Genomic DNA, 19,682 nt, shown 5'->3' on the forward strand with positions numbered 1-19,682 from the left:
CATGCTGAAGCAAAAGGCGCGGCATAGCCAGGCGATGGCGATAGGCCGGAGCGTGCTGGCCATCGTTTTGCTGTTGGGCATCCTGCAGGCCGGGGTGATGTTGCAGTTGCAGGTGTCGGCCTGGAACGCGTACCAGCAGGCCGATAAATTGGTGTCGCTGAATCAGGACGCCGGCTTGCTTTACCGCTTCGCCGACGTCCAGCATCAGGAGAGTGGCCAACTGCGGATGCTGTTGCTGGCCAGGCAGCCGGATGCCGGCGAGCTTGCGCGGCAGGACAGGCTGGCGCGCCTGGCGGACGAGCGTTTCCTAAACCTGGTTACTTCATTGCACGGGCGCGGCGAGGCGCGGATGAACGAGAAGGTGGAGCGGCTGCAGCAGTCGTTCCGTCAGTATCAGCAGATGAGGCGGCAGGCCAGGACAGTCTGGCAGTCCGGCTCGGGGCCGGACGAGGCGCTGACCACCCGCCTGTACGAGCAGACGCGGGATGTGCAGGAGCAGGTTCAGCATTTGCTGGACGAAGCGGTGATGCAGATGGCGGCCAGCGGGGATGCCAGGATCAACAATCTGGCCTGGCTGATGCAGGACATCTGGGGACTGGATTCATGGCTGCGCTCCAACGCGCAGGCGCTGGTGCTGCGGTCCGAGCTGGAGGGCCGGCTGGACCGCAATATTGAGGAGGACCTGGCCCGGCGCCTGGGGGGCGGCATGCTCACGCTGGGCAAGCTGCGGCCCAGGGTGGACAGCGTGGGCATGCCGCGATTGACGCAGCAATTTGCCCAGCTGTCCATGTTGTCTAGCAAGTTGCAGCTTCTGGTGCAGTTGCAGCTGGAACAACTGGATGGCCGTTTGAAGTTCAGCCAGGCGACCGACTACCGGCTCAATCTGCAGCAACTGACCTCGGTGCTGCAGCAGATGCAGACGGCGGTTTCCACGCGTGCCGATGCAGTCGCGCAAGAGAACCGCCAGTATTACCGCCAGATCCTGCTGCGCGAAGGCCTGTTCGCGCTGGCGGCGCTGGGCCTGCTGACCGTTCTGCTGTACGTGATGGTGCGCAAGGTGCTCAGGCCGCTGGACTTCCTGCAGCGCATGCTGGACGTTTCCGGCGACGCGATGCTGGTGGTCAATCATCGCGGCGTGATCGACATCGCCAATGAGGGCGCCGGGCGGATGTTCGGCTATCCGCTCTCCACCCTGGTGGGCATGCCGGTGCGGCAGCTGTTCGTGATGGACGACGAACTGCACGGCGTGATGGCCGAGCTCGAAGTTCAGGCGGGGCGCATTCTGCCGGTGGAGGGCATGGGTAGCGGCGGCGAGCGTTTCCACGCGATGCTGAATATCGGCCGATTCTCCGAAGAGGCGGCGCCGAAACTGAATATCCTGATCGTGCGCGACGAACACAAGCGCAGGCTGGCGGAAGGCTCGCTGGAGCGCAGCGTCGCCTTGCTGTCGGTGATTTCCGAGATCGAGGCGATGCTGCTGGCCCGCGCGACGCGCGACGCGGTGTTTCGGCGGCTGCACAACACCTTTCTGGAGTTCACCAGCTCGGAAGAGTGCATGCTGGTGGTCTGGGCGTCGCAGGATGGCGGCGAGGAAGCCCTGCAGCTGCAGGCCGGCCAGTGGCCGGACTTCCTGCCGCGGATCCAGCAACTGTCGCAGTCGGAAACGCCGCTCGCCTCGCTATTCCGCAGCCTGTCCGTCCAGCCTTCCTGGGTTTCGCTGCCTGTGGTGTTGGGCGGAGAGGCTACCGCCGGAGTGTGTCTGCTGCGGCCGACGCTGTCGCAGCTCGGCATCAGCATCCTGCCGCTGCTGGGCGCCTATGCGAATATTCTCGGCTTTTATGCCGAGGAAGACCGGCGCAAGCTGTCCGAGGCCCAGTTGCGGGCGGTGCTGCAGGAAGAGGAGGCGGTGTATTCCGCCTCGCCGGTGGGGCTGCTGCGCCTGAACGAGCATTTCCAGATCACCCGCGCCAACCTCACCGCCGAGAGCATTTTCGAAGTGGGCGACGAATATGGCCTGTCCGGCATGCACCTGATGGAGCTGCTGGCGTCGGAGCATGGCTGGTACGAGCTGGCCGAGCAGATGTCCAAGATGCAGCACGACAATGCCCGCATCCACTGCGAACTGGAATGCCTGACCGGCACCGGCCGCCCGATCTGGGTGCTGTTCGAGGGGCAGCTGCTGTTCCCGGATGCGTCCGAGTCGGTGATCATCCTGGCCTGCCTGGACATCACCGAGCGCAAGATGGCGGAGTTCGAGCTTCGGATGGCGCGCGACCAGGCCAATGCCGCCAACCGCGCCAAGAGCTCCTTCCTCGCCACCATGAGCCACGAAATCCGCACGCCGATGAATGGCGTGCTGGGCATGCTGGAACTGCTGGCGATGACCAAGCTGGATGGCGAGCAGAGCGATACGGTGTTGACCATCCAGGATTCGGCCAACACCCTGTTGCGTCTGATCGACGACATTCTGGACTTTTCCAAGATCGAGGCCGACCGGCTGGAGATCGTGCCCACCCGCACCGCCGTGCGCCCTTTCATGGACAGCGTGCGCAGCCTCTACCACGAGAACGCTAGTAAGAAGGGGCTGGAGCTGTCGCTGACGCTGGACGAAAAGCTGGCGCCCACCCTGGTGCTGGACCCGTTGCGGGTGCGGCAGATCCTGCAGAACTTCATCAGCAATGCGATCAAGTTCACCTCCCGCGGGCGGGTGGACATCCGCGTGAAGGTGATGGACACCCTGGCCAGCTACCAGGTGTTGAGCTTCGAGGTGGCGGACACCGGCATCGGCATGTCGCAGGAGCAACTGAGCAAGCTGTTCCAGCCATTCACCCAGGCGGACTCGGAAACCACCCGCCGTTTTGGCGGCACCGGCTTGGGGCTGGCCATTTGCCGCCGGCTGGCCGGCCTGATGGGCGGCCATGTGGAGATGGAAAGTGAGCAGGGCAAGGGGAGCTGTGCCAGGCTGCTGCTTGAGGTGGAGTGGCTGGAGGAACTGGTAGAGCCGGTGGTGCTGCCGGAGCAGCGGGTTCCGCTCGAGTCGGTGGCCGCGGCGCTGCCCAACGACCACGCGGGCGAACAGGTGGAGCTGTTTCCCATTCTGTTTGCCGAGGACAACCCCACCAATCGCAAGCTTACTCTGAAGCAGCTGGAGAAGCTGGGCTATCCGGTGGACTGGGCGGAGGACGGGGACCGGGCGTTCAGCAAGTGGCTGGCCGGACGTTATTCGCTGATCCTGACCGACTGCCACATGCCGGGCATCGATGGTTACCAATTGGCGCGGCTGGTGCGCGCCCATGAGGAGTCCCATCCGGAGCGGGGGCGCATCCCTATCGTCGCCTGCACCGCCAATGCGGCTAAGGAGGAGGTGGACAAGACGCGCGAGGCCGGGATGGACGACTTCCTCACCAAGCCGTTGTCCATCCATTCGCTGGCGACCGTGCTGAAGAGATGGATGGGGCACGGCGGCGGCGAGGAGGCGGCCGAGCAGCCTCCGGGCCTGGAGCCGGCCTCGCCGGAGCCGTCGCTACCGGTGGACCGCAGCGTGCTTGAGGTCTACAGCAATGGCGAATTGAGCATCGAGCTGGAGATCCTGCGCGAATTCCAGACCGGCAATATCGAAGACGTGATCGAATTGCGCGCCGCGCTGCAGGCGGGGAATCCGGACCGGATCGGTTTTGCCGCGCACCGGATCAAGGGCGCCAGCCGCATGGTCGGCGCCAATGCGATGGGCGAAGCCGCCGAAACGGTGGAAAAGGCGGGCAAAGGCCATAATCTGGAACTGGCGCATCAGGCGATGGCGGTTTTCGAGGAGAGGCTGGCCATTTTCGAGGGTTGGCTGGCCGGACAGGCGGAAATCACCATGCAGTGAGCGGCCGGGCTTTGCCTGCGGCGTTGCGGAGCCTTAGAATCCGCACTCATGAATCGCTTACAATCCCTATACCCACTGCTGGAGCAGGCCCTGTTGTGCACGGCGGTGGAGGAAAAGCTGGCGCTGACGGACGCTGCCCATCGCGACTGGCAGGCCGGCAAGCTGGTCCGGCTTGCGGCGGCGCCGCCTTATCCGCTGCCGCAGGCGGGGCGCCCGGCCAGGCCGGAGCTGGTGCATCCGACCAAGGTGCCGCGCCGCGGGCTCTCCACTCCGCATGGACACGCGGCGCTGCTGCATGCCATCGCCCATATCGAATTCAATGCGGTCAATCTGGCGCTGGACGCCGCCTGGCGCTTTCGCGACATGCCGGACGCCTACGTCGGCGATTGGCTCCGGGTGGCAGCGGAAGAGGTGTCCCATTTCCGGCTGCTGCAGCAGCGCCTGCTTGCGCTGGGTTTCTGCTATGGCGACTTTCCGGCGCATGACGGCTTGTGGGCGATGAGTTGCCGCACCGACCACGATGTGCTGGTGCGCATGGCGCTGGTGCCGCGGGTGCTGGAGGCGCGTGGCCTGGACGTGACGCCCGGCATTCAGAGCCGGCTCGCGCGGATAGGCGACGCGGCCAGCGTGGCGGTGCTGGACGTCATCCTGCGCGACGAGGTGGGGCATGTGCGGATCGGCAACCGCTGGTTCTGCGAGCTGTGTCGGCAGCGCGGCCAGGAGCCGCAGGCCACGTTCCGCCGCCTGCTGGACGAGTATGCGATGCAGTTCCGTTCCGGCGATTACAATCTGCCGGCCCGGGCGGCAGCCGGCTTTTTCGCCGACGAGCTGCGGCAATTGGCGGAGCTGGGCGAGTCGCCCGCCGAGATAGGCAATGAAACCCTGAAAGTAGATGTCCGATGATGAATCTGATCAAACGCATGCAGAGCAACCGCAAGCTGGCGCTGATTGTGCTGATATTATCCACCTTGATGTTCATGGCCTTGTCGGCCTTGTGGCGCGGCGGGTCGGCCGGCTCCGTCTGGCTGTCGATAGCCTGCCCGGCGCTGCTTCTGCTGGCGCTGGCTGGGCAGTTGAGCGCCTTGTTGGCTTTATTGCAAAAACCACGCAAATAAAACGGCTTTTAAAAACAGCGGCTTAAAGTTGCACCCGCGCGTCACGCAGGCTTGACGCTGCCCCCAGGGCCGCGCATAATCGCGCCGGATATCAATCAAACAGGCTCCCCTGTCGGGTGGGGCCTGTCGTTTTTTGCACTTTCGGAGTGTCTGCACCATGGAGCATCAGGTATTCCTGCGTCAGCTGGAAAGCCATTCGCTGCCTGCATCGGATTTCAATCATCAAGCCCATCTGTATGCAGCCTGGGGTTATCGTCGGGAGTACCCGGCGCCGGAGGCGGCGGCCCGTTGTGCCCACGCCTTGTCGCGTTACGCCATGGCCAATGGCGCGGCGACCAAGTACAACCACACCTTGACGATGGCCTTGCTGGCGATCGCCTACAGCCGGATCGAGTCCTGTCCAACGCTGGCGGACGACTGGCTGGCCTTTCTCGACAGCTGCCGCGACCTGGCGCAGGATGCCCGCGCGGTTCTCGAACAACACTACACAGTTGAGCGCCTGATGGCCGATTCCGCGCGAAAGGCCTTTGTCAAACCGGACAAAATGCCGCTGCCGGTTTCCTGCCTGCTCAACTAAAACACCGACAAGTCACATCGCAATGATCAAAGCTCCCGAACTGCTGCTGCCCGCCGGCACGCTGGACAAGATGCGCGCCGCCTACGACTATGGCGCCGATGCAGTGTACGCGGGCCAGCCGCGCTATTCGCTGCGCGCCCGCAACAACGACTTCAAGCTGGAAGAGCTTAAGATCGGCATCGACGAGGCGCACGCCCGCGGCAAGCAGTTTTTCGTCGCCAGCAACATCCTGCCGCACAACAGCAAGATCAAGACCTATATGGCCGACATGGCCCCGGTGATAGCGATGAAGCCCGACGCGCTGATCATGGCCGATCCCGGCCTGATCATGATGGTGCGCGAAAAGTGGCCGGAAGTGCCGGTACACCTGTCCGTGCAGGCCAATACCGTCAATTACATGGGCGTCAAGTTCTGGCAGAAGCTGGGCGTATCGCGCATCATCCTGTCGCGCGAGCTTTCCCTGGACGAGATTGCCGAAATCCGCCAGGAATGCCCCGATATGGAGCTGGAAGTGTTCGTGCACGGTGCATTGTGCATCGCCTATTCCGGCCGTTGCCTGCTGTCGGGCTATTTCAATCACCGCGACCCCAACCAGGGAACCTGTACCAACGCCTGCCGCTGGGACTACAAGATGCACGACACCCAGGGCGACGACGCCGGCGACGTGCAGGTGATCCAGTTCGACTTCAACAAGGCGATGGAAGAGGCCAACCAGAGCTTCTCCTCCTGCGGCAGCCAGCAGCGCCACCCGCTGGCCGACAAGACCTATCTGATCGAGGAGGGCAGCCGGCCGGGCGAACTGATGCCCATCATCGAGGACGAGCATGGCACTTACATCATGAACTCCAAGGACCTGCGCGCGGTGGAGCAGGTGGAGAAGCTGGTGAAGATAGGCGTGGACTCGCTGAAGATCGAAGGCCGCACCAAGAGCCTGTACTACGTGGCGCGCGCCGCCCAGGTGTACCGTCAGGCGATCGACGACGCCGTCGCCGGCCGCCCGTTCGATCTCAAGCTGCTGTCCGATCTGGACGGTCTGGCCAACCGCGGCTACACCCCGGGCTTCTTGGAGCGCCATCAGACCCAGGAATACCAGAATTACCTCACCGGCCACTCCAAGGCCAGGCAGAGCCAGTATGTCGGCGATGTGATCGAGGTGGACGCCGACGGCTGGGCGCTGATCGAAGTGAAAAATAAATTCTCCGTCGGCGACAAGCTGGAAGTGATTCATCCGTCGGGCAACCGCACCATCGAGCTGGCGGAAATGATCCGCAATGGCGAATCGGTGCAAGTTGCCGCCGGCAATGGCATGCAGGTGCGGATTCCCGGCCTGCAGGGCTACGACAGCAAGGCGCTGATCACCCGCCTGATGTAAATTAAGCATCGATGCTCTATTGAAAAGGCTGCCGCTGGCAGCCTTTTTGCTTGTTAACGCCGGTGGCCGGTGCCGGGAAGGTGTTGCGGGATTTCCACTGGGAATAATGTTTGACTGACACGGGTCTGGATGGGAGATTTTCCTTCATGCCAATGTCTTGGTTGGCCGGCCGGCCGGCGCGCGGCATTGATAGGCAAGCTGGCGTTACTGTTGATGATCATAAACAGTGCGTATTGCTGTCGCTGTGGCGTGTCGATTTTTTCAGCAAGGCGAGCGCCGGTACTATTGCAAGGCTAAGTAATTGTGATTAAAAAGTAGTGACATAAAGAAAAGTGGTGTGAATTTTATTAAACGCCACTGCAGTGCCTGGAGAGATGAGAGAGGAAACCATGATGCAAGCAGCCTGTTTTTGGCCCGACTGTTCCGCGTCCCTGCGCGCGCTCGCCCTGTCCGCTGTTTTTCCGCCTCCCCCAGCTTTCCGGCCCAGCCCTCCCGCCCGTCTCTGAATCCATCCCGCAGTCCATGCATGCTGAATGCAATCCGCTTTACACGCTGTAACGCGTGAACATATTGCGTGCGCCTGCGCAGGGTGTATGTTGGCAGTAGTGTCGGCATGGCGCGGGCGACAAGAAAGAATGCGGTTCTCCGGCTCTCCCTTCCCGGGAGGCGTTTATGGTCGTGCTACTTAGGAAGCCTGTCATGAAGAAGAAACTGGTTCACGAGGTTCTGTATTCGCTGCTGCTGTTGTTGCCAACCGCTGGCGCGCTGGCGGAGGACAAGGCGCTCAATGTCTACAACTGGTCCGATTACATCGCCAAGTCCACCATCCCCGGCTTCGAGAAGCAGACCGGGGTCAAGGTGAAATACGATGTCTACGACAGCGACGACACCCTGCAGGCCAAGATGCTGACCGGCCGCGCCGGCTACGACATCGTGGTGCCCACCTCCAACTTCATGGCCAAGCAGATCGAGGCCGGCATCTACCAGAAGCTGGACAAGTCCAAGCTGCCCAATCTGGCCAATCTGGACAAGGCGCTGATGGCCAAGATCGTCGACGCCGATCCCGGCAACGCCCACGGCGTGCCCTGGGCCTACGGCACCGATGGCCTGGGCTACAACCTGAGCAAGGTGAAGGCCATCCTGGGCAACGGCGCGCCGCTGGACAGCTGGGACATCCTGTTCGATCCCAAGTACGTGTCCAAGCTGAAGGATTGCGGCGTTTCGGTGCTGGACCAGGCCAACGATGTGTTCGCGGTCACCCTGCACCACCTCGGCAAGGACCCCAACAGCAAGAATCCGGTCGACTACCAGGCCGCCTTCGAGGCGCTGAAGAAGATCCGCCCCTATATCACCCAGTTCAATTCCTCCGGCTACATCAACGATCTGGCCAACGGCGACATCTGCATGGCGCTGGGTTGGTCCGGCGACGTCAACATCGCCAAGCACCGCGCCGCCGAGGCCAAGCGCAGCTATCAGCTGGCCTATGTGATTCCCAAGTCCGGCGCGCCGATCTGGTTCGACGTGATGGTGATCCCCAAGGACGCCCCGCATCCGGAGCAGGCGCTGCAATGGATCAACTACATCGAAACGCCGCAAGTGAACGCGGCCATCACCGACGAGGTGTTCTACCCGACGGTGAACGCGGCGGCGCGCAAGTTCGTCAAGCCGGAGATCGCCAGCGATCCCACCATCTATCCGCCGGAATCGGTGATGAAGACACTGTTTCTATTGAAGCCCTTGCCGCCTGACATCATGCGGCTGCAAAACCGCTTGTGGACGCAGCTGAAAACCGGCCGCTGATCTTTCGCTCCGCCGGGCGGCGCCGCCGCCCGGCCACCATAATCACAATCCGATCCGCCGCCCGGTCCGCCGGGACGGCCGGACATCCGTGGGGCATTGCCCGCCGGCGGTAGTGGCGGGACGCATGGTGTCGACGGGGCGTTTTCCCGTCGATGGGGACGAATGTTCGGAGCGCCGGTTAGCCGGTGTCGTGGTGCCGCCAAATGAAAACCCTGGATTGGAATCGCTTGCTGCCGTCGGGCAGGGGGGCCGTGATCGGCGTGCCCTTCCTGTTTCTGTTCATCTTCTTCCTGCTGCCCTTCCTGCTGGTGGTGGGCATCAGCTTCTCCCAGCAGCAGCTGGGCATCCCGCCGTACACGCCGCTGGTCAAGCTGGAGAACGACGTTTACACCATCGCGTTGAACATCAGCCACTACCGCTTCATGTTCACCGACGATCTGTACTTCGCCACCTATGTCAGCTCGGTGAAGATGGCCTTCATTTCCACCGTGCTGTGCCTGCTGATCGGCTACCCGATGGCTTACTACATCGCCCGCGCCGAGGGCGCGACGCGCAACACGCTGATGATGATGGTGATGCTGCCGTTCTGGACTTCCTACCTGATCCGGGTGTACGCCTGGATAGGCATCCTGAAGAACGATGGCTTTCTCAATCAGTTCCTGCTGTGGCTGCGGGTGATAGACAGCCCGCTGCACCTCTACCACACTAATTGGGGCGTCTATATCGGCATGGTGTTTTCCTACCTGCCATTCATGATCATGCCGTTGTACGCCCACCTGGTGAAAATGGACCTGACGCTGCTGGAGGCGGCCTACGATCTGGGCGCCAGGCCGTGGCGCGCCTTCTGGCAGGTGACGTTGCCCTTGTCCAAGAACGGCATCATCGCCGGCAGCCTCCTGGTGTTCATCCCGGCGGTGGGCGAGTACGTGATTCCGGAGCTGCTGGGCGGCTCGGACACGCTGATGATAGGCCGGGTGATGTGGGATGAGTTCTTCAACAATATGGACTGGCCGATGGCTGCCACCGTCACCTGCTGCATGGTATTGCTGCTGCTGGTGCCGATGGCGCTGTTCCAGCACTACCAGGTGAAAACCATGGAGGAGGTGAAATGATCAAGCCAAGCAAGCCCCTGTCCTTTCTGGTGCTGGGTCTGGGATATGCCTTCCTCTATCTGCCCATCGTGCTGCTGGTGATCTACTCGTTCAACGAGTCCAAACTGGTCACGCTGTGGTCCGGCTTTTCCTTCAAGTGGTACGCCGCGCTGCTGGACGACGACGAGTTGATCACCGCGGCCTGGCTCAGCCTGAAGATCGCGTTGATGACGGCGACGGCGTCGGTGGTGATGGGCACCTGGGCCGGCTTCGTGCTGGGCCGTTTCGGCCGCTTCCAGCTGTTCACGCTGTTCACCGGCATGGTTAACGCGCCCTTGGTGATTCCTGAGGTGATCCAGGGCATCTCGCTGCTGCTCTTGTTCGTGGCGATGGAGCAGAGCTTCGGCTGGCCGGAAGGGCGTGGCGTGTTCACCATCTGGATCGGCCACGTGATGCTGTGCGTGTCCTACGTCACCATCGTGGTGCAGTCGCGGGTGCGGGAACTCAATCTTTCGCTGGAAGAGGCGGCGATGGATCTGGGCGCGCGGCCGCTGAAGGTGTTCTTCGTCATCACGCTGCCCTTGATCTCGCAGGCGCTGGTGTCCGGCTGGCTGCTGTCGTTCACGCTGTCGCTGGACGATCTGGTGCTGACGGCTTTCCTGTCCGGCCCTGGCTCCACCACCTTGCCCATGGTGATCTTCTCGCGGGTGCGGCTGGGCCTGAATCCGGAAATGAACGCGCTGGCCACCCTGTTCATCGCGCTGGTGTCGGTGGGGGTGGTGGCGGCCAATATCTATATGAGTGCGATGACGCGCAAGCGGGAAAGGGAGATGCGGCTGGCTTTCGCCAACGGCTGAGATGGGCGGTGCGCAGTGCGATCGGCAGGCAGGTTCACACAAGGAGAAATGACGATGAAGAGGGTACTGATCAGTGCATTGATTGCGGCGCTGCCCGGCATGGCGCTGGCGGACGCCAAGGCGGACGAGATCGCCAAGCTGAAGGCGCAGATGCAAAAGCTGCAGGCGCAGATGCAGGAACTGCAAAAGGCGGTGGAAGCCGCCTCGGCGGAGAAGCCGGTGCCGGCGGCCTCGGCGGCGGCTGGCGCGGAGGACGCCAACGCCGAGCTGAAGGAAAGGGTGGCCGGCATGGAGCTGAAGGTGGATCGGCTCAACACCGCCGCTAACGAGGGACCGATCGCCGGCCTCAGCATCACCGGCTACCTGGATCCCACTTATATCTACAATCGCGGCAACAACAGCTCGGGATTCCAGTTCCTCAATCACCAGAACACCTACGCTTATAGCAATAGCACCTTCGGCGACGTGTACCTGGATATCAAGAAGACCTTCGGTGTCGGCCCCACCGCGCCCAGCGCCGAGATCAGCATCATGCCCAACCGCGGTTCCGGCAACACGCTGCTGGACGGCGGCAGCGGCAACAACATCATCAACACCGCGGTGATCAACTTTCCCTTGTCCGACACCTGGTCGGTGAATGCCGGGCTGATGAACAGCTTCGGCGGCTACGAGGTGCAGCAGTCTAACCAGATGGTGACGCTGACCCACGGCCTGTTGTACGACTTCAGCGATCCAGGCAGCTACGTCGGCGCCGGCTTCGCCTGGAGCCACGACGTGTGGGCGTGGAAATTCCTGCTGGCCAACGAGCAGTACCGCACCCACGCCAATCTGGCCAATACCGGCACCAACACGGCAACCGGCAATCCGCAGGTCAAGAGCAACAACACGCCGACGGTGACCGCGCGGCTGGATTACACCTGGAGCAGCGCGCTGGATCTGGGGTGGTCGTTCAACGCCGGCCGGCAGACGCTGCTGACCAGCGCGGCGCAGTCAGCCACCAGCCCGGTGCCCGCCACCAATGGCTGCCTGGCCGGCAATACCGGCTACGGCTATCAGTGCACTTCCGCCAATCCCTATTCCAACTATTTTTTCACAGAGGCCGACGCCAGCTACACGCTGGGCGACGTGCTGTACAACGCCGAACTGGACTATGGCCAGCAGCAGAACGCGGCCTGGAACGGCGGCAGCGCTCAATGGTACGGCGTGTCGCTGCTGGGCCACCGCAAGTGGATGACCGACATGGTGGGCAAGATGGGCGCCACGCTGCGTTACGACTACCTGAACGACAGCAAGAACGGCGGCGGCGGCGGCGGCATCGCGCTGAACGCCAGCGGCTATGACGGCACCAACGCTTTTGGCGTGTCGCAAGCCTGCCTGGCCAGCGGGGCCACCAACTGCAAGGGCGCCAATCGCCAGGCGCTGACCGCCGATCTGCTGTTCTTCCCCACCGACCAGCTGACGCTGAAGCTGGAATACCGCCACGACTGGGCCAGCGAAAGCGTGTTCCTGCGCAACGACGGCAGCTTCCGCAAGAGCAACGATCTATTGGGCGCGCAGGCGGTCTACACCTTCTGAGGCGGGATGCGGGACAGCCGGCGGCGGGGAGACCCGCCGCTTTTTATTTGGAGCGGCCATCCGTCTGCGGCAGAATGGCGGCATTGTTTTCGCCACGAGTATGCGCATGTTCCGTAAACTGCTGCCGCATTGGCCATTGCCGCGCTACCGCGCCGACGCCGCCCGTTCCCACCATGGCGTGGACGGCTACCAAAACCTGTATCCGTTCAAGCAGCCGCGCTTTGCCGATCTGCTGCGCTGGAACTGGCAGCGCTGGCGGATGCCGGCGGTCGCGCACCGGCTGCAGGACATCCGCCGGCAAGCGCCGGATGCCGCGGCCCTGGCCGCCAACCGCAGCCGGCCGTCGTATACCTGGATAGGCCACGCCAGCGGTTTCATCCAGTTGGCCGGATTGAATCTGCTGCTGGACCCCGTGTGGTCGGCGCGGGCTTCGCCGCTGCAGTGGGCAGGCCCCAGGCGCCTGCTGCCGCCGGCGCTGACGCTTGACGAGTTGCCTGCCATCGATCTGGTGATGATCACCCACAATCATTACGACCATCTAGATTTCCACGCGGTCCGTCAACTGGCGCGGCAAACCAGCGGCGCGCCGCAGTTCGTCGTGCCTTTGGGCGTGGCGCCCACCTTGCTGCGCGCCGGCGTGCCGGCCGGGCATATCCATCAACTGGATTGGTGGGAGAGCTTCAAGCTGGGCGGAGTGGAAGCGGTGCTGACGCCGGCCCAGCACTGGAGCAAGCGTTGGGTGTTCGGCGACCGCAACCGCGCGCTATGGGGCGGCTTCGCGGTGAGGGGCGATGGTTTGCAGCTTTGGTATCCGGGCGATACCGGGTATCATCCCGAACTCTTCGCCCTGGTTTCCAAGCGCATCGGTCCTCTGGACCTGGCATTGTTGCCGATAGGAGCCTATCAGCCGCGCTGGTTTCTGCAGGCGCAGCACATCGACCCGGCCGAGGCGGTGCAGATTTTCCGCATCATGAAGCCGCGCCGCGCGCTGGCGGTGCATTGGGGTACTTTCGCGCTGACCGACGAGGCCTTGCACCAGCCGCCGCTGGATTTGGCGGCGGAGTTGGAGAAATACGGCATTGCGCCGGCCGACTTCGCCGTACCCGCGCTGGGCGAGACTTTCTGGCTGCGGCCGCGCTAGATCAAGCAACAGGCATTTTCCGCGGCGGGCGGGGGCGGCAAGCATTGCCGCTGCAGGCTTAGGCGCATACAATCAAACACAAGTTTATTTTCAGAAGCGAAGACGCGTTTTCGTTTTCGCGGCATTTCGTGGGGCTACCAATGACAATTCATCAACTGATCAACGAACGGGTGCAGGCGGCGCTGGCAGCAGCGGGCGCGCCGGCCGCGCCGGCCGTGATCCAGCCGGCGTCCAAGCCGGATTTTGGCGACTACCAGGCCAACGGCGTGATGGGCGCCGCCAAGGCATTGAAAACCAATCCGCGCGCGCTGGCCGAAAAAGTGGTGGCGGCGCTGGATCTTGCCGGCATCGCCGACAAGGTGGAAATCGCCGGACCGGGTTTCATCAATATTCATCTAGCCCCTGAATATCTTGCCCGACGAAGCGAAGCCGCCCTGAAAGACGACAAGCTGGGTCTCGCGCCGTTGAAGCCGCAGCGCGTGATGGTGGAATACTCGTCGCCCAATCTGGCCAAGGAAATGCACGTCGGCCACCTGCGTTCGTCCATCATCGGCGACGCGCTGGCACGGGTGATGGAGTACCTTGGCCACGAAGTGGTGCGCGCCAACCACGTCGGCGACTGGGGTACCCAGTTCGGCATGCTCACCGCCTATCTGGTGGAAACCAGCCAGGACGGCAATGCCGCGTTGGAATTGTCTGATCTGGAAACCTTCTACCGCAACGCCAAGATCCGCTTCGACGAGAGCGAAGAGTTCGCCGACCGCGCCCGCGACTACGTGGTGAAGCTGCAAGGCGGCGATCAGGAAGTGCTGAGGCTGTGGAGGCAGTTCGTCGAGATATCTCTCGAGCACTGCCAGGCGGTGTACGACAAGCTCAACGTCAACCTCAAGCGCGAGCACGTGCGCGGCGAGTCCTCGTACAACGACGACCTGCCGGTCATCGTCAAGGAACTGCGCGCGGCGGGCCTCTTGACCGAGAGCGAAGGCGCGCAGGTGGTGTTCCTGGAAGAGTTCCGCACCCAGGAAGACCAGCCCATGGGCGTGATCATCCAGAAGAAGGACGGCGGCTATCTGTACACCACCACCGACCTGGGCGCGGTGCGCTACCGCCACAAGACCCTGGGCCTGGACCGCGTGATCTACGTGGTGGACGCCCGCCAGAGCCAGCACTTCGCCCAGATGTTCAGCATCTGCCGCAAGGCCGGCTTCGCGCCGGAGGAAATGAAGCTGGAGCATGTCGGCTTCGGCGTGATGATGGGCGACGACGGCAAGCCGTTCAAGACCCGCTCCGGCGGCACCGTCAAGCTGATCGAACTGCTGCAGGAAGCGGAAGAGCGCGCCTATGCGCTGGTGGCGGAGAAGAATCCCGACCTGCCCGAAGCCGAGAAGCGCGAAATCGCCGCCGCGGTGGGCATAGGCGCGGTGCGTTACGCCGACCTGTCCAAGAACCGCATGAGCGATTACATCTTCAGCTGGGACACCATGCTGGCGTTCGAAGGCAATACCGCGCCGTATCTGCAGTACGCCTACACCCGGGTGCAGAGCGTGTTCCGCAAGGCCGAGGATTACGACGCCAACGCCCGCGTCGTGATCACAGAGCCGGCCGAGAAGCAGCTGGCCGCCGCGCTGGTGCAGTTCGAGGACACGCTGTTGTCGGTGGCCGATAGCTGCTACCCGCACTACCTGTCGCAGTACCTGTACCAGATCGCCACGCTGTTCTCGCGCTTCTACGAGGCCTGCCCGATCCTGAAGAGCGAGGGCGAAGTGCGCGCCAGCCGCCTGCAACTGGCGGCGCTGACCGCCAAGACCCTGAAAACCGGCCTGGACCTGCTTGGCATCAAGGTGCTGGAGGCGATGTAAGCCTCTGCCGGCGCCAGGCCCAAGCCCACCGCATGCGGTGGGCTTTTTCATGGCGGAATCAGGCGCCGGACAGTCGCTTGAGCTGGTTCAGCAACTCGCCGCGGTCTTGCAAGGGCCGGCTCCAGTCGACGCGGCGGTATGCGCCGTCTTGCAGGTAATCCGCGCCGAAGCAGTCGCAGCCGAGCAGGCGGATGGCGGCGGGCAGTCCGGCTTGCGCCTGCTCCAGCAGGGCTTGTTCATCCCGCAGCGACAGCGCCGGCAATTGTGACCATGCGCTCTCGTCTATCCAGCCCATCTGGCCGAGGCCGACAATCAGCCGCTGCCTGGCCGGCGGCAGGCGGAAGAACATGAAATCCAGCGCCAGCCATTCTTCAGCTTCCGGCAGATAGCGCAGCAGCCGCCGGCGCAAAAGCGCTTCAGGCTCGAAGCGTTCGGCATCGCCCAATATGGTCAGCCGGGTAGCGGATTGGGCGGCGGGCTGGCCGGGCGTCAGCAGCGACAGGCTGACCCGCTGGTCGGCCAGCAGATTTTTGCTGTGCTCGGCCAGCGCGCTGGCGAGAAATACCGGCCGCTGGCGCTCGTCGCAGAAAAACTGCACCGTGGTGGCGTAAGGGTAGCCTGGGTATTTCAGGGATTGGGTGGCAAGCGTGGCGTATTGGCACTGGTGCAGCAGGCTGACGGCGAGGTTGGGTTTCATGGTCTGGCTATCGGTTGAAGCGATGCGGACATCTTATGTTGTCGCGGTAGCAAAGCAAACGCCCCGGCTGGGCGGGGCGTTGTCTGGCGGAGGTGACGGCCGGCTCAAAACCCTGCGGTCTTGCCGATGAAGTTGTTGAGGCTGGCCACGTTCAGGCTGCCCCAGCCGGTGGTGTAATCCCAGCCGTTGGCCGCCTTGTAGGCGCCGTTGCTGCCGCTGGCCACGTCGTGATACAGCGACGGGTTGGCCTTGAAGTACTTGTAGATGGCGGTGGCGGGGGAGGTCAGCTTGTTGCCGTTGGCCGACTGGATGCGGTTCCAGAAACCAGTGAACAGCGGCGCAGCCAGGCTGGTGCCGCCAACCTGATAGGTGCTGCCGGCCACCAGAACCAGCTCGCCGCTGTTAGGGTCGGCGTCGAAGGCGATGTCCGGCACGCCGCGCCTGGTTTTGTTGGTGGTCAGCACGCCGGCGCTGGTCTGCCAGGCGGGTGCGGCCTCGGTATAGCTGGCGCCGCCGCCGCCGCCGCTCCAGGTTTTCTCGCTGCTGTAGACGGTGTTGCCGCTGGTGGTCAGCGTGGTGCCGCCGACTGCGATCACGTAGGGCGACACCGCCGGATAGCTTTGATAGGCGGTGCCGCCGCCGCACTCATAGGAACCGGCGTCGCCGCTGGAAACGGAGAAGGTCTGGCCATGTGCCACGGCGGCCTGCAGCATCTGGTCCACGCTGGCGGTCATGCCGGAGTACTGCGCGCTCAGTTCGCACTCGCCCAGCGAGACATTCACCACCTTGGCGCTGTTGGCCGTCACCGCCGCGTTGATCGCCGCGGCGATGTCGGCATTGCTCATCGACGGCGCCACGTAGAATTGCAGCTGTTTCAGCGCGCCGCCGCTGGCGGCGAGTATGGTCTGGCTGTCCAGATTCCATTCGATGATGCCGGAGGTGTCGCCGCTGGGCGCGCCGGCATTGACGATGGCGATGCTGGGCGCGGCGAAGCCGGCGCTCCTGGCGAAGCTGCCGAGATCGGCCACCGTCTGGTTCAGATTGCCTTCGGCAATGATGCCGGCCACGCTGTTCTTGGCCGCCGGCAGACTGGCGGCGTTATAGATGGAAGCGAAGTCGGCGGGTTTGTGCGCCATCACGCCGACGCTGGTCTTGGCGACGGCCTGCGCGTGGAAGGCGGTGTGGAATTGGTGGACATTCTGCAGGCCGTGCACCGCCAGCACGATGCTGGCCAAGCTGGCCGGCACCTGGGCCGCGGCGACGTTGGCCACCGCCTGGCGGCCGTTGACGCTATAGCGGTGCAGCTTGGTCTGGAAGGCGCTGTAGACGGTGGCGGCGCTGCCGTCGGCCGTGATTAGCAAGTTGTTGGGAGAGACGCTGATATTGCGGAAACCGTTCTGCTGCAGATGGCTTACCACTTGCTGCACCTGGGAGGCGCTGGGCGCGTATTGCGCCATGAACTGGGCGTCGCTGATAGGCTGCCCCTGGCCGGACAGGATGCTGCTGGTCAGCGAGTCCAGCCCGGCCTTGTTGCGCACCGCCAAGCTGACGGCGATGTGGACCAGCTCGCCGTTGGCGATTTCGCCGTTATCCGAGGCGCCGGGAATCAGTTGCTGTACCGGGTGGGGCAGGGTGCTGGTGGCGGCCCAACCGCCGGCAGCCTGCGCGCCGATGCTGATCACGCTGCCTAGCAGCATTGTAAGGATTTGATTTTTCACCGACATCCCATCTCTCCTGATTGAAACCCGCCGAACACTTCGAAGATTAGTCCGTTGCGCTACGGGTTTTTACTAGATAGCGAGAGCCTCCTTATTTGTAAAGTATTTACTCTTAAATTACCCGGTTTATCTGTAACTATTTGATAGGTATGACGCTGTGGTGTCAGCGCTGCCGGCAACTGTTAGCCATTGTTTCGGCAGCAGCAAGACGAGTTTGAAAAGAAAAAATGTAAAAAACCCCGGGCGGGCCCGGGGCTGGTCAGCTTAGCTGAAATGCCTGGATCAGAAGCCGGAGTGGCTGCTGATGAAGGTGTTCAGCGCGGAAACGTTCAGGCTGCCCCAACCGGTGGCGTAGTCCCAACCTTTGGCGGCTTTATAGCCGCCGTTGTTGCCGGAAGTCACGTCATGGTACAGGCCGGTATTCGCCTTGAAGTACTGATAGAAGGCGGTGTTCGGCGATACCAGCTTATTGCCGTTGGCGGATTGGATGCGAGCCCAGAAGCCGGAGAACAGCGGTGCGGCCAGGCTGGTGCCGCCGATTTGCTGGTTGCTGCCCTGAACGATGACCAGCGCGCCGCTTTGCGGGTCGGCGTCAAACGACACATCCGGCACGCCGCGCTTGGTCTTCGAGGTGGTCAGCACGCCTGCCTTGGTTTGCCAAGCCGGTGCCGCTTCGACAACGCTGGGGCCGCCGCCGCCGCCGTTCCACACCGATTCCGACGTGTACTTGGTGCCGCTGGTGTACAGCGTGGTGCCACCCACAGCGATCACGTACGGCGACGTCGCCGGGTAGCTCTGGCCGGGGCCGTTGCATTCAGCCGAACCCGAGTCGCCGGTGGACACCGAGAAGGTCTGGCCCTGAGCCACCGCGGTCTGGAAGATCTGGTCGTCGGAGGCGACGGTGCCGTCGCTCTGCGCGTCGCTTTCGCATTCGCCCAGCGACACGTTGATCACCTTGGCGGAACCATCGCTGACTGCGGAGTTGTAGGCGGCGGTGATGTCGGCATTGGTCATCGAGGTGGCGACGTAGAAGTTCAGCTGCTGCAGCGCGCCGCCGGCGGCGGCCAGGATGTCCTGGCTGTCCAGGTTCCACTCGCCGATGCCATCCGTGTCAGACGATGCGTCGCCGGCGTTGACCACATTGGTCTGAACGTAGCTGTAGCCGGCGGAGTCTTCAAACTGCTGCAGGTCTTGCAGCGTCTGGGTCAGGTCGCCTTCGGAGATGATGCCCACGGTGGTGTTGCTGGCCGGCGGCAGGCTGCTGGCGTTGTAGATCAGCGGGAAATCGGTCGGGTTGTGGCCGCTGGCGGCGTTGGTTTTGGCTGAGGCCAGGGTCTTCACCCCGGCTTTTTGCAGGGTTGTGTGGAAGGTGTGAACGTTTTGCAGGCCGTGCACCGCCAGAACGACGTTGCCCAGCGATTGCGGCACTTGGGCGGCGGTCACGTTGGCGAAGGTGTTGCGGCCATTCACATTGAAGTGGTGCAGGGTGGCGTTGAAGGCGGTCTTGGCGCTGGCGGCGCTGCCGTCGGCGCTAACCAGCATGCGGTTGGCGGCAACCTTGATGTTGCGGAAGCCGCTCTTCTGCAGGTGGGCGACAACCTGTTGCACCTGGGCCTGAGTCGGCGCGTATTGGGCCATGAATTCGGCATGGCTCAGGGTTTTGTGGCTGGTGCCGGCCAGCAGGTTGCTGGTCAGTGCATCCAGTTGAGCCTTGTTGCGGACTTTCAGCGTCACGGCTACGTGAACGGACTGGCCTGCGGCGACTTCGCCCGCGCTTTGCACGCTGGCGTTGGCGGCCAGAGTGCCGAGTACCGGGTGGGCCTGGGTGGCGGTAGCGACCCAAGGTTCAGCTGCCTGAGCGCCCAGGGCAAACAAGCCAGATACGATCAATGCGATAGCGTGCTGTTTTGCAAACATGCAAATTTCTCCTCTTTGCAGTTGAGTGCAGGGACTGACGGTATGTCTTTCCCTGATAGAGACGGGGTTTGTATTGCGAATTGTGTCCGCACCCT

The 19,682-nt window shown here is 63.0% G+C and carries 14 protein-coding genes; 11 read left to right on the top strand and 3 right to left on the bottom strand.

Annotation, left to right across the window (positions count from 1 at the left end; all coding sequences use genetic code 11):
- The first annotated feature begins 1 nt into the window (after position 1).
- From BI347_RS15220 to argS, 11 genes are all read left to right on the top strand, one after another.
- Complete coding sequence (locus tag BI347_RS15220; RefSeq protein WP_071116238.1) at positions 2-3,868, top strand: ATP-binding protein; 3,867 nt, start codon at positions 2-4, stop codon at positions 3,866-3,868.
- Positions 3,869-3,916: 48 nt separating this feature from the next.
- Positions 3,917-4,771, top strand: a complete 855-nt coding sequence (locus BI347_RS15225; RefSeq protein WP_071116239.1) for a ferritin-like domain-containing protein — start codon at positions 3,917-3,919, stop codon at positions 4,769-4,771.
- The gene (locus tag BI347_RS15230) at positions 4,768-4,983 is read left to right on the top strand and encodes a hypothetical protein (RefSeq protein WP_139167229.1); all 216 of its coding nucleotides are present in this window, start codon (positions 4,768-4,770) and stop codon (positions 4,981-4,983) included. Before BI347_RS15225 ends, BI347_RS15230 begins: the two co-directional genes overlap by 4 nt.
- A 157-nt stretch (positions 4,984-5,140) precedes the next feature.
- Complete coding sequence (locus BI347_RS15235; protein WP_071116241.1) at positions 5,141-5,560, top strand: hypothetical protein; 420 nt, start codon at positions 5,141-5,143, stop codon at positions 5,558-5,560.
- A gap of 25 nt (positions 5,561-5,585) precedes the next feature.
- Positions 5,586-6,932, top strand: a complete 1,347-nt coding sequence (trhP, locus tag BI347_RS15240) for a prephenate-dependent tRNA uridine(34) hydroxylase TrhP (protein WP_071116438.1) — start codon at positions 5,586-5,588, stop codon at positions 6,930-6,932.
- 699 nt (positions 6,933-7,631) lie between these two features.
- Positions 7,632-8,732, top strand: a complete 1,101-nt coding sequence (locus tag BI347_RS15245) for a polyamine ABC transporter substrate-binding protein (protein WP_083338911.1) — start codon at positions 7,632-7,634, stop codon at positions 8,730-8,732.
- A 203-nt stretch (positions 8,733-8,935) separates the two neighbouring features.
- Positions 8,936-9,844 carry an ABC transporter permease subunit gene (locus BI347_RS15250; RefSeq protein WP_083338912.1) on the top strand — a complete coding sequence of 303 codons (909 nt, stop codon included), beginning with the start codon at positions 8,936-8,938 and terminating at the stop codon, positions 9,842-9,844.
- The gene (locus BI347_RS15255; RefSeq protein WP_071116243.1) at positions 9,841-10,680 is read left to right on the top strand and encodes an ABC transporter permease subunit; all 840 of its coding nucleotides are present in this window, start codon (positions 9,841-9,843) and stop codon (positions 10,678-10,680) included. The genes BI347_RS15250 and BI347_RS15255 overlap by 4 nt, the downstream gene beginning before the upstream one ends.
- A gap of 54 nt (positions 10,681-10,734) precedes the next feature.
- The gene (locus BI347_RS15260) at positions 10,735-12,255 is read left to right on the top strand and encodes a DUF3138 family protein (protein ID WP_071112304.1); all 1,521 of its coding nucleotides are present in this window, start codon (positions 10,735-10,737) and stop codon (positions 12,253-12,255) included.
- A 106-nt stretch (positions 12,256-12,361) separates the two neighbouring features.
- The gene (locus tag BI347_RS15265) at positions 12,362-13,396 is read left to right on the top strand and encodes an MBL fold metallo-hydrolase (protein ID WP_071112321.1); all 1,035 of its coding nucleotides are present in this window, start codon (positions 12,362-12,364) and stop codon (positions 13,394-13,396) included.
- A 140-nt stretch (positions 13,397-13,536) separates the two neighbouring features.
- Positions 13,537-15,255 (top strand): arginine--tRNA ligase, encoded by a 1,719-nt coding sequence (gene argS, locus BI347_RS15270; protein ID WP_071116244.1) that lies wholly within the window; start codon positions 13,537-13,539, stop codon positions 15,253-15,255.
- A gap of 58 nt (positions 15,256-15,313) precedes the next feature.
- On the opposite strand, the gene BI347_RS15275 is transcribed toward argS, so the two are convergent.
- The 3 genes from BI347_RS15275 to BI347_RS15285 form a co-directional block, all read right to left on the bottom strand.
- The gene (locus tag BI347_RS15275) at positions 15,314-15,952 is read right to left on the bottom strand and encodes a HugZ family pyridoxamine 5'-phosphate oxidase (RefSeq protein WP_071112306.1); all 639 of its coding nucleotides are present in this window, start codon (positions 15,950-15,952) and stop codon (positions 15,314-15,316) included.
- Positions 15,953-16,056: 104 nt separating this feature from the next.
- Positions 16,057-17,676 carry a S53 family peptidase gene (locus BI347_RS15280; protein ID WP_083338913.1) on the bottom strand — a complete coding sequence of 540 codons (1,620 nt, stop codon included), beginning with the start codon at positions 17,674-17,676 and terminating at the stop codon, positions 16,057-16,059.
- A 276-nt stretch (positions 17,677-17,952) separates the two neighbouring features.
- A complete protein-coding gene (locus BI347_RS15285; protein WP_083338914.1) occupies positions 17,953-19,587 on the bottom strand; it encodes a S53 family peptidase in 1,635 nt (544 codons plus the stop codon).
- Positions 19,588-19,682: the final 95 nt, after the last annotated feature.

This window comes from Chromobacterium sphagni, from assembly GCF_001855575.1.
GTDB classification, from domain to species: Bacteria; Pseudomonadota; Gammaproteobacteria; order Burkholderiales; family Chromobacteriaceae; genus Chromobacterium; species Chromobacterium sphagni.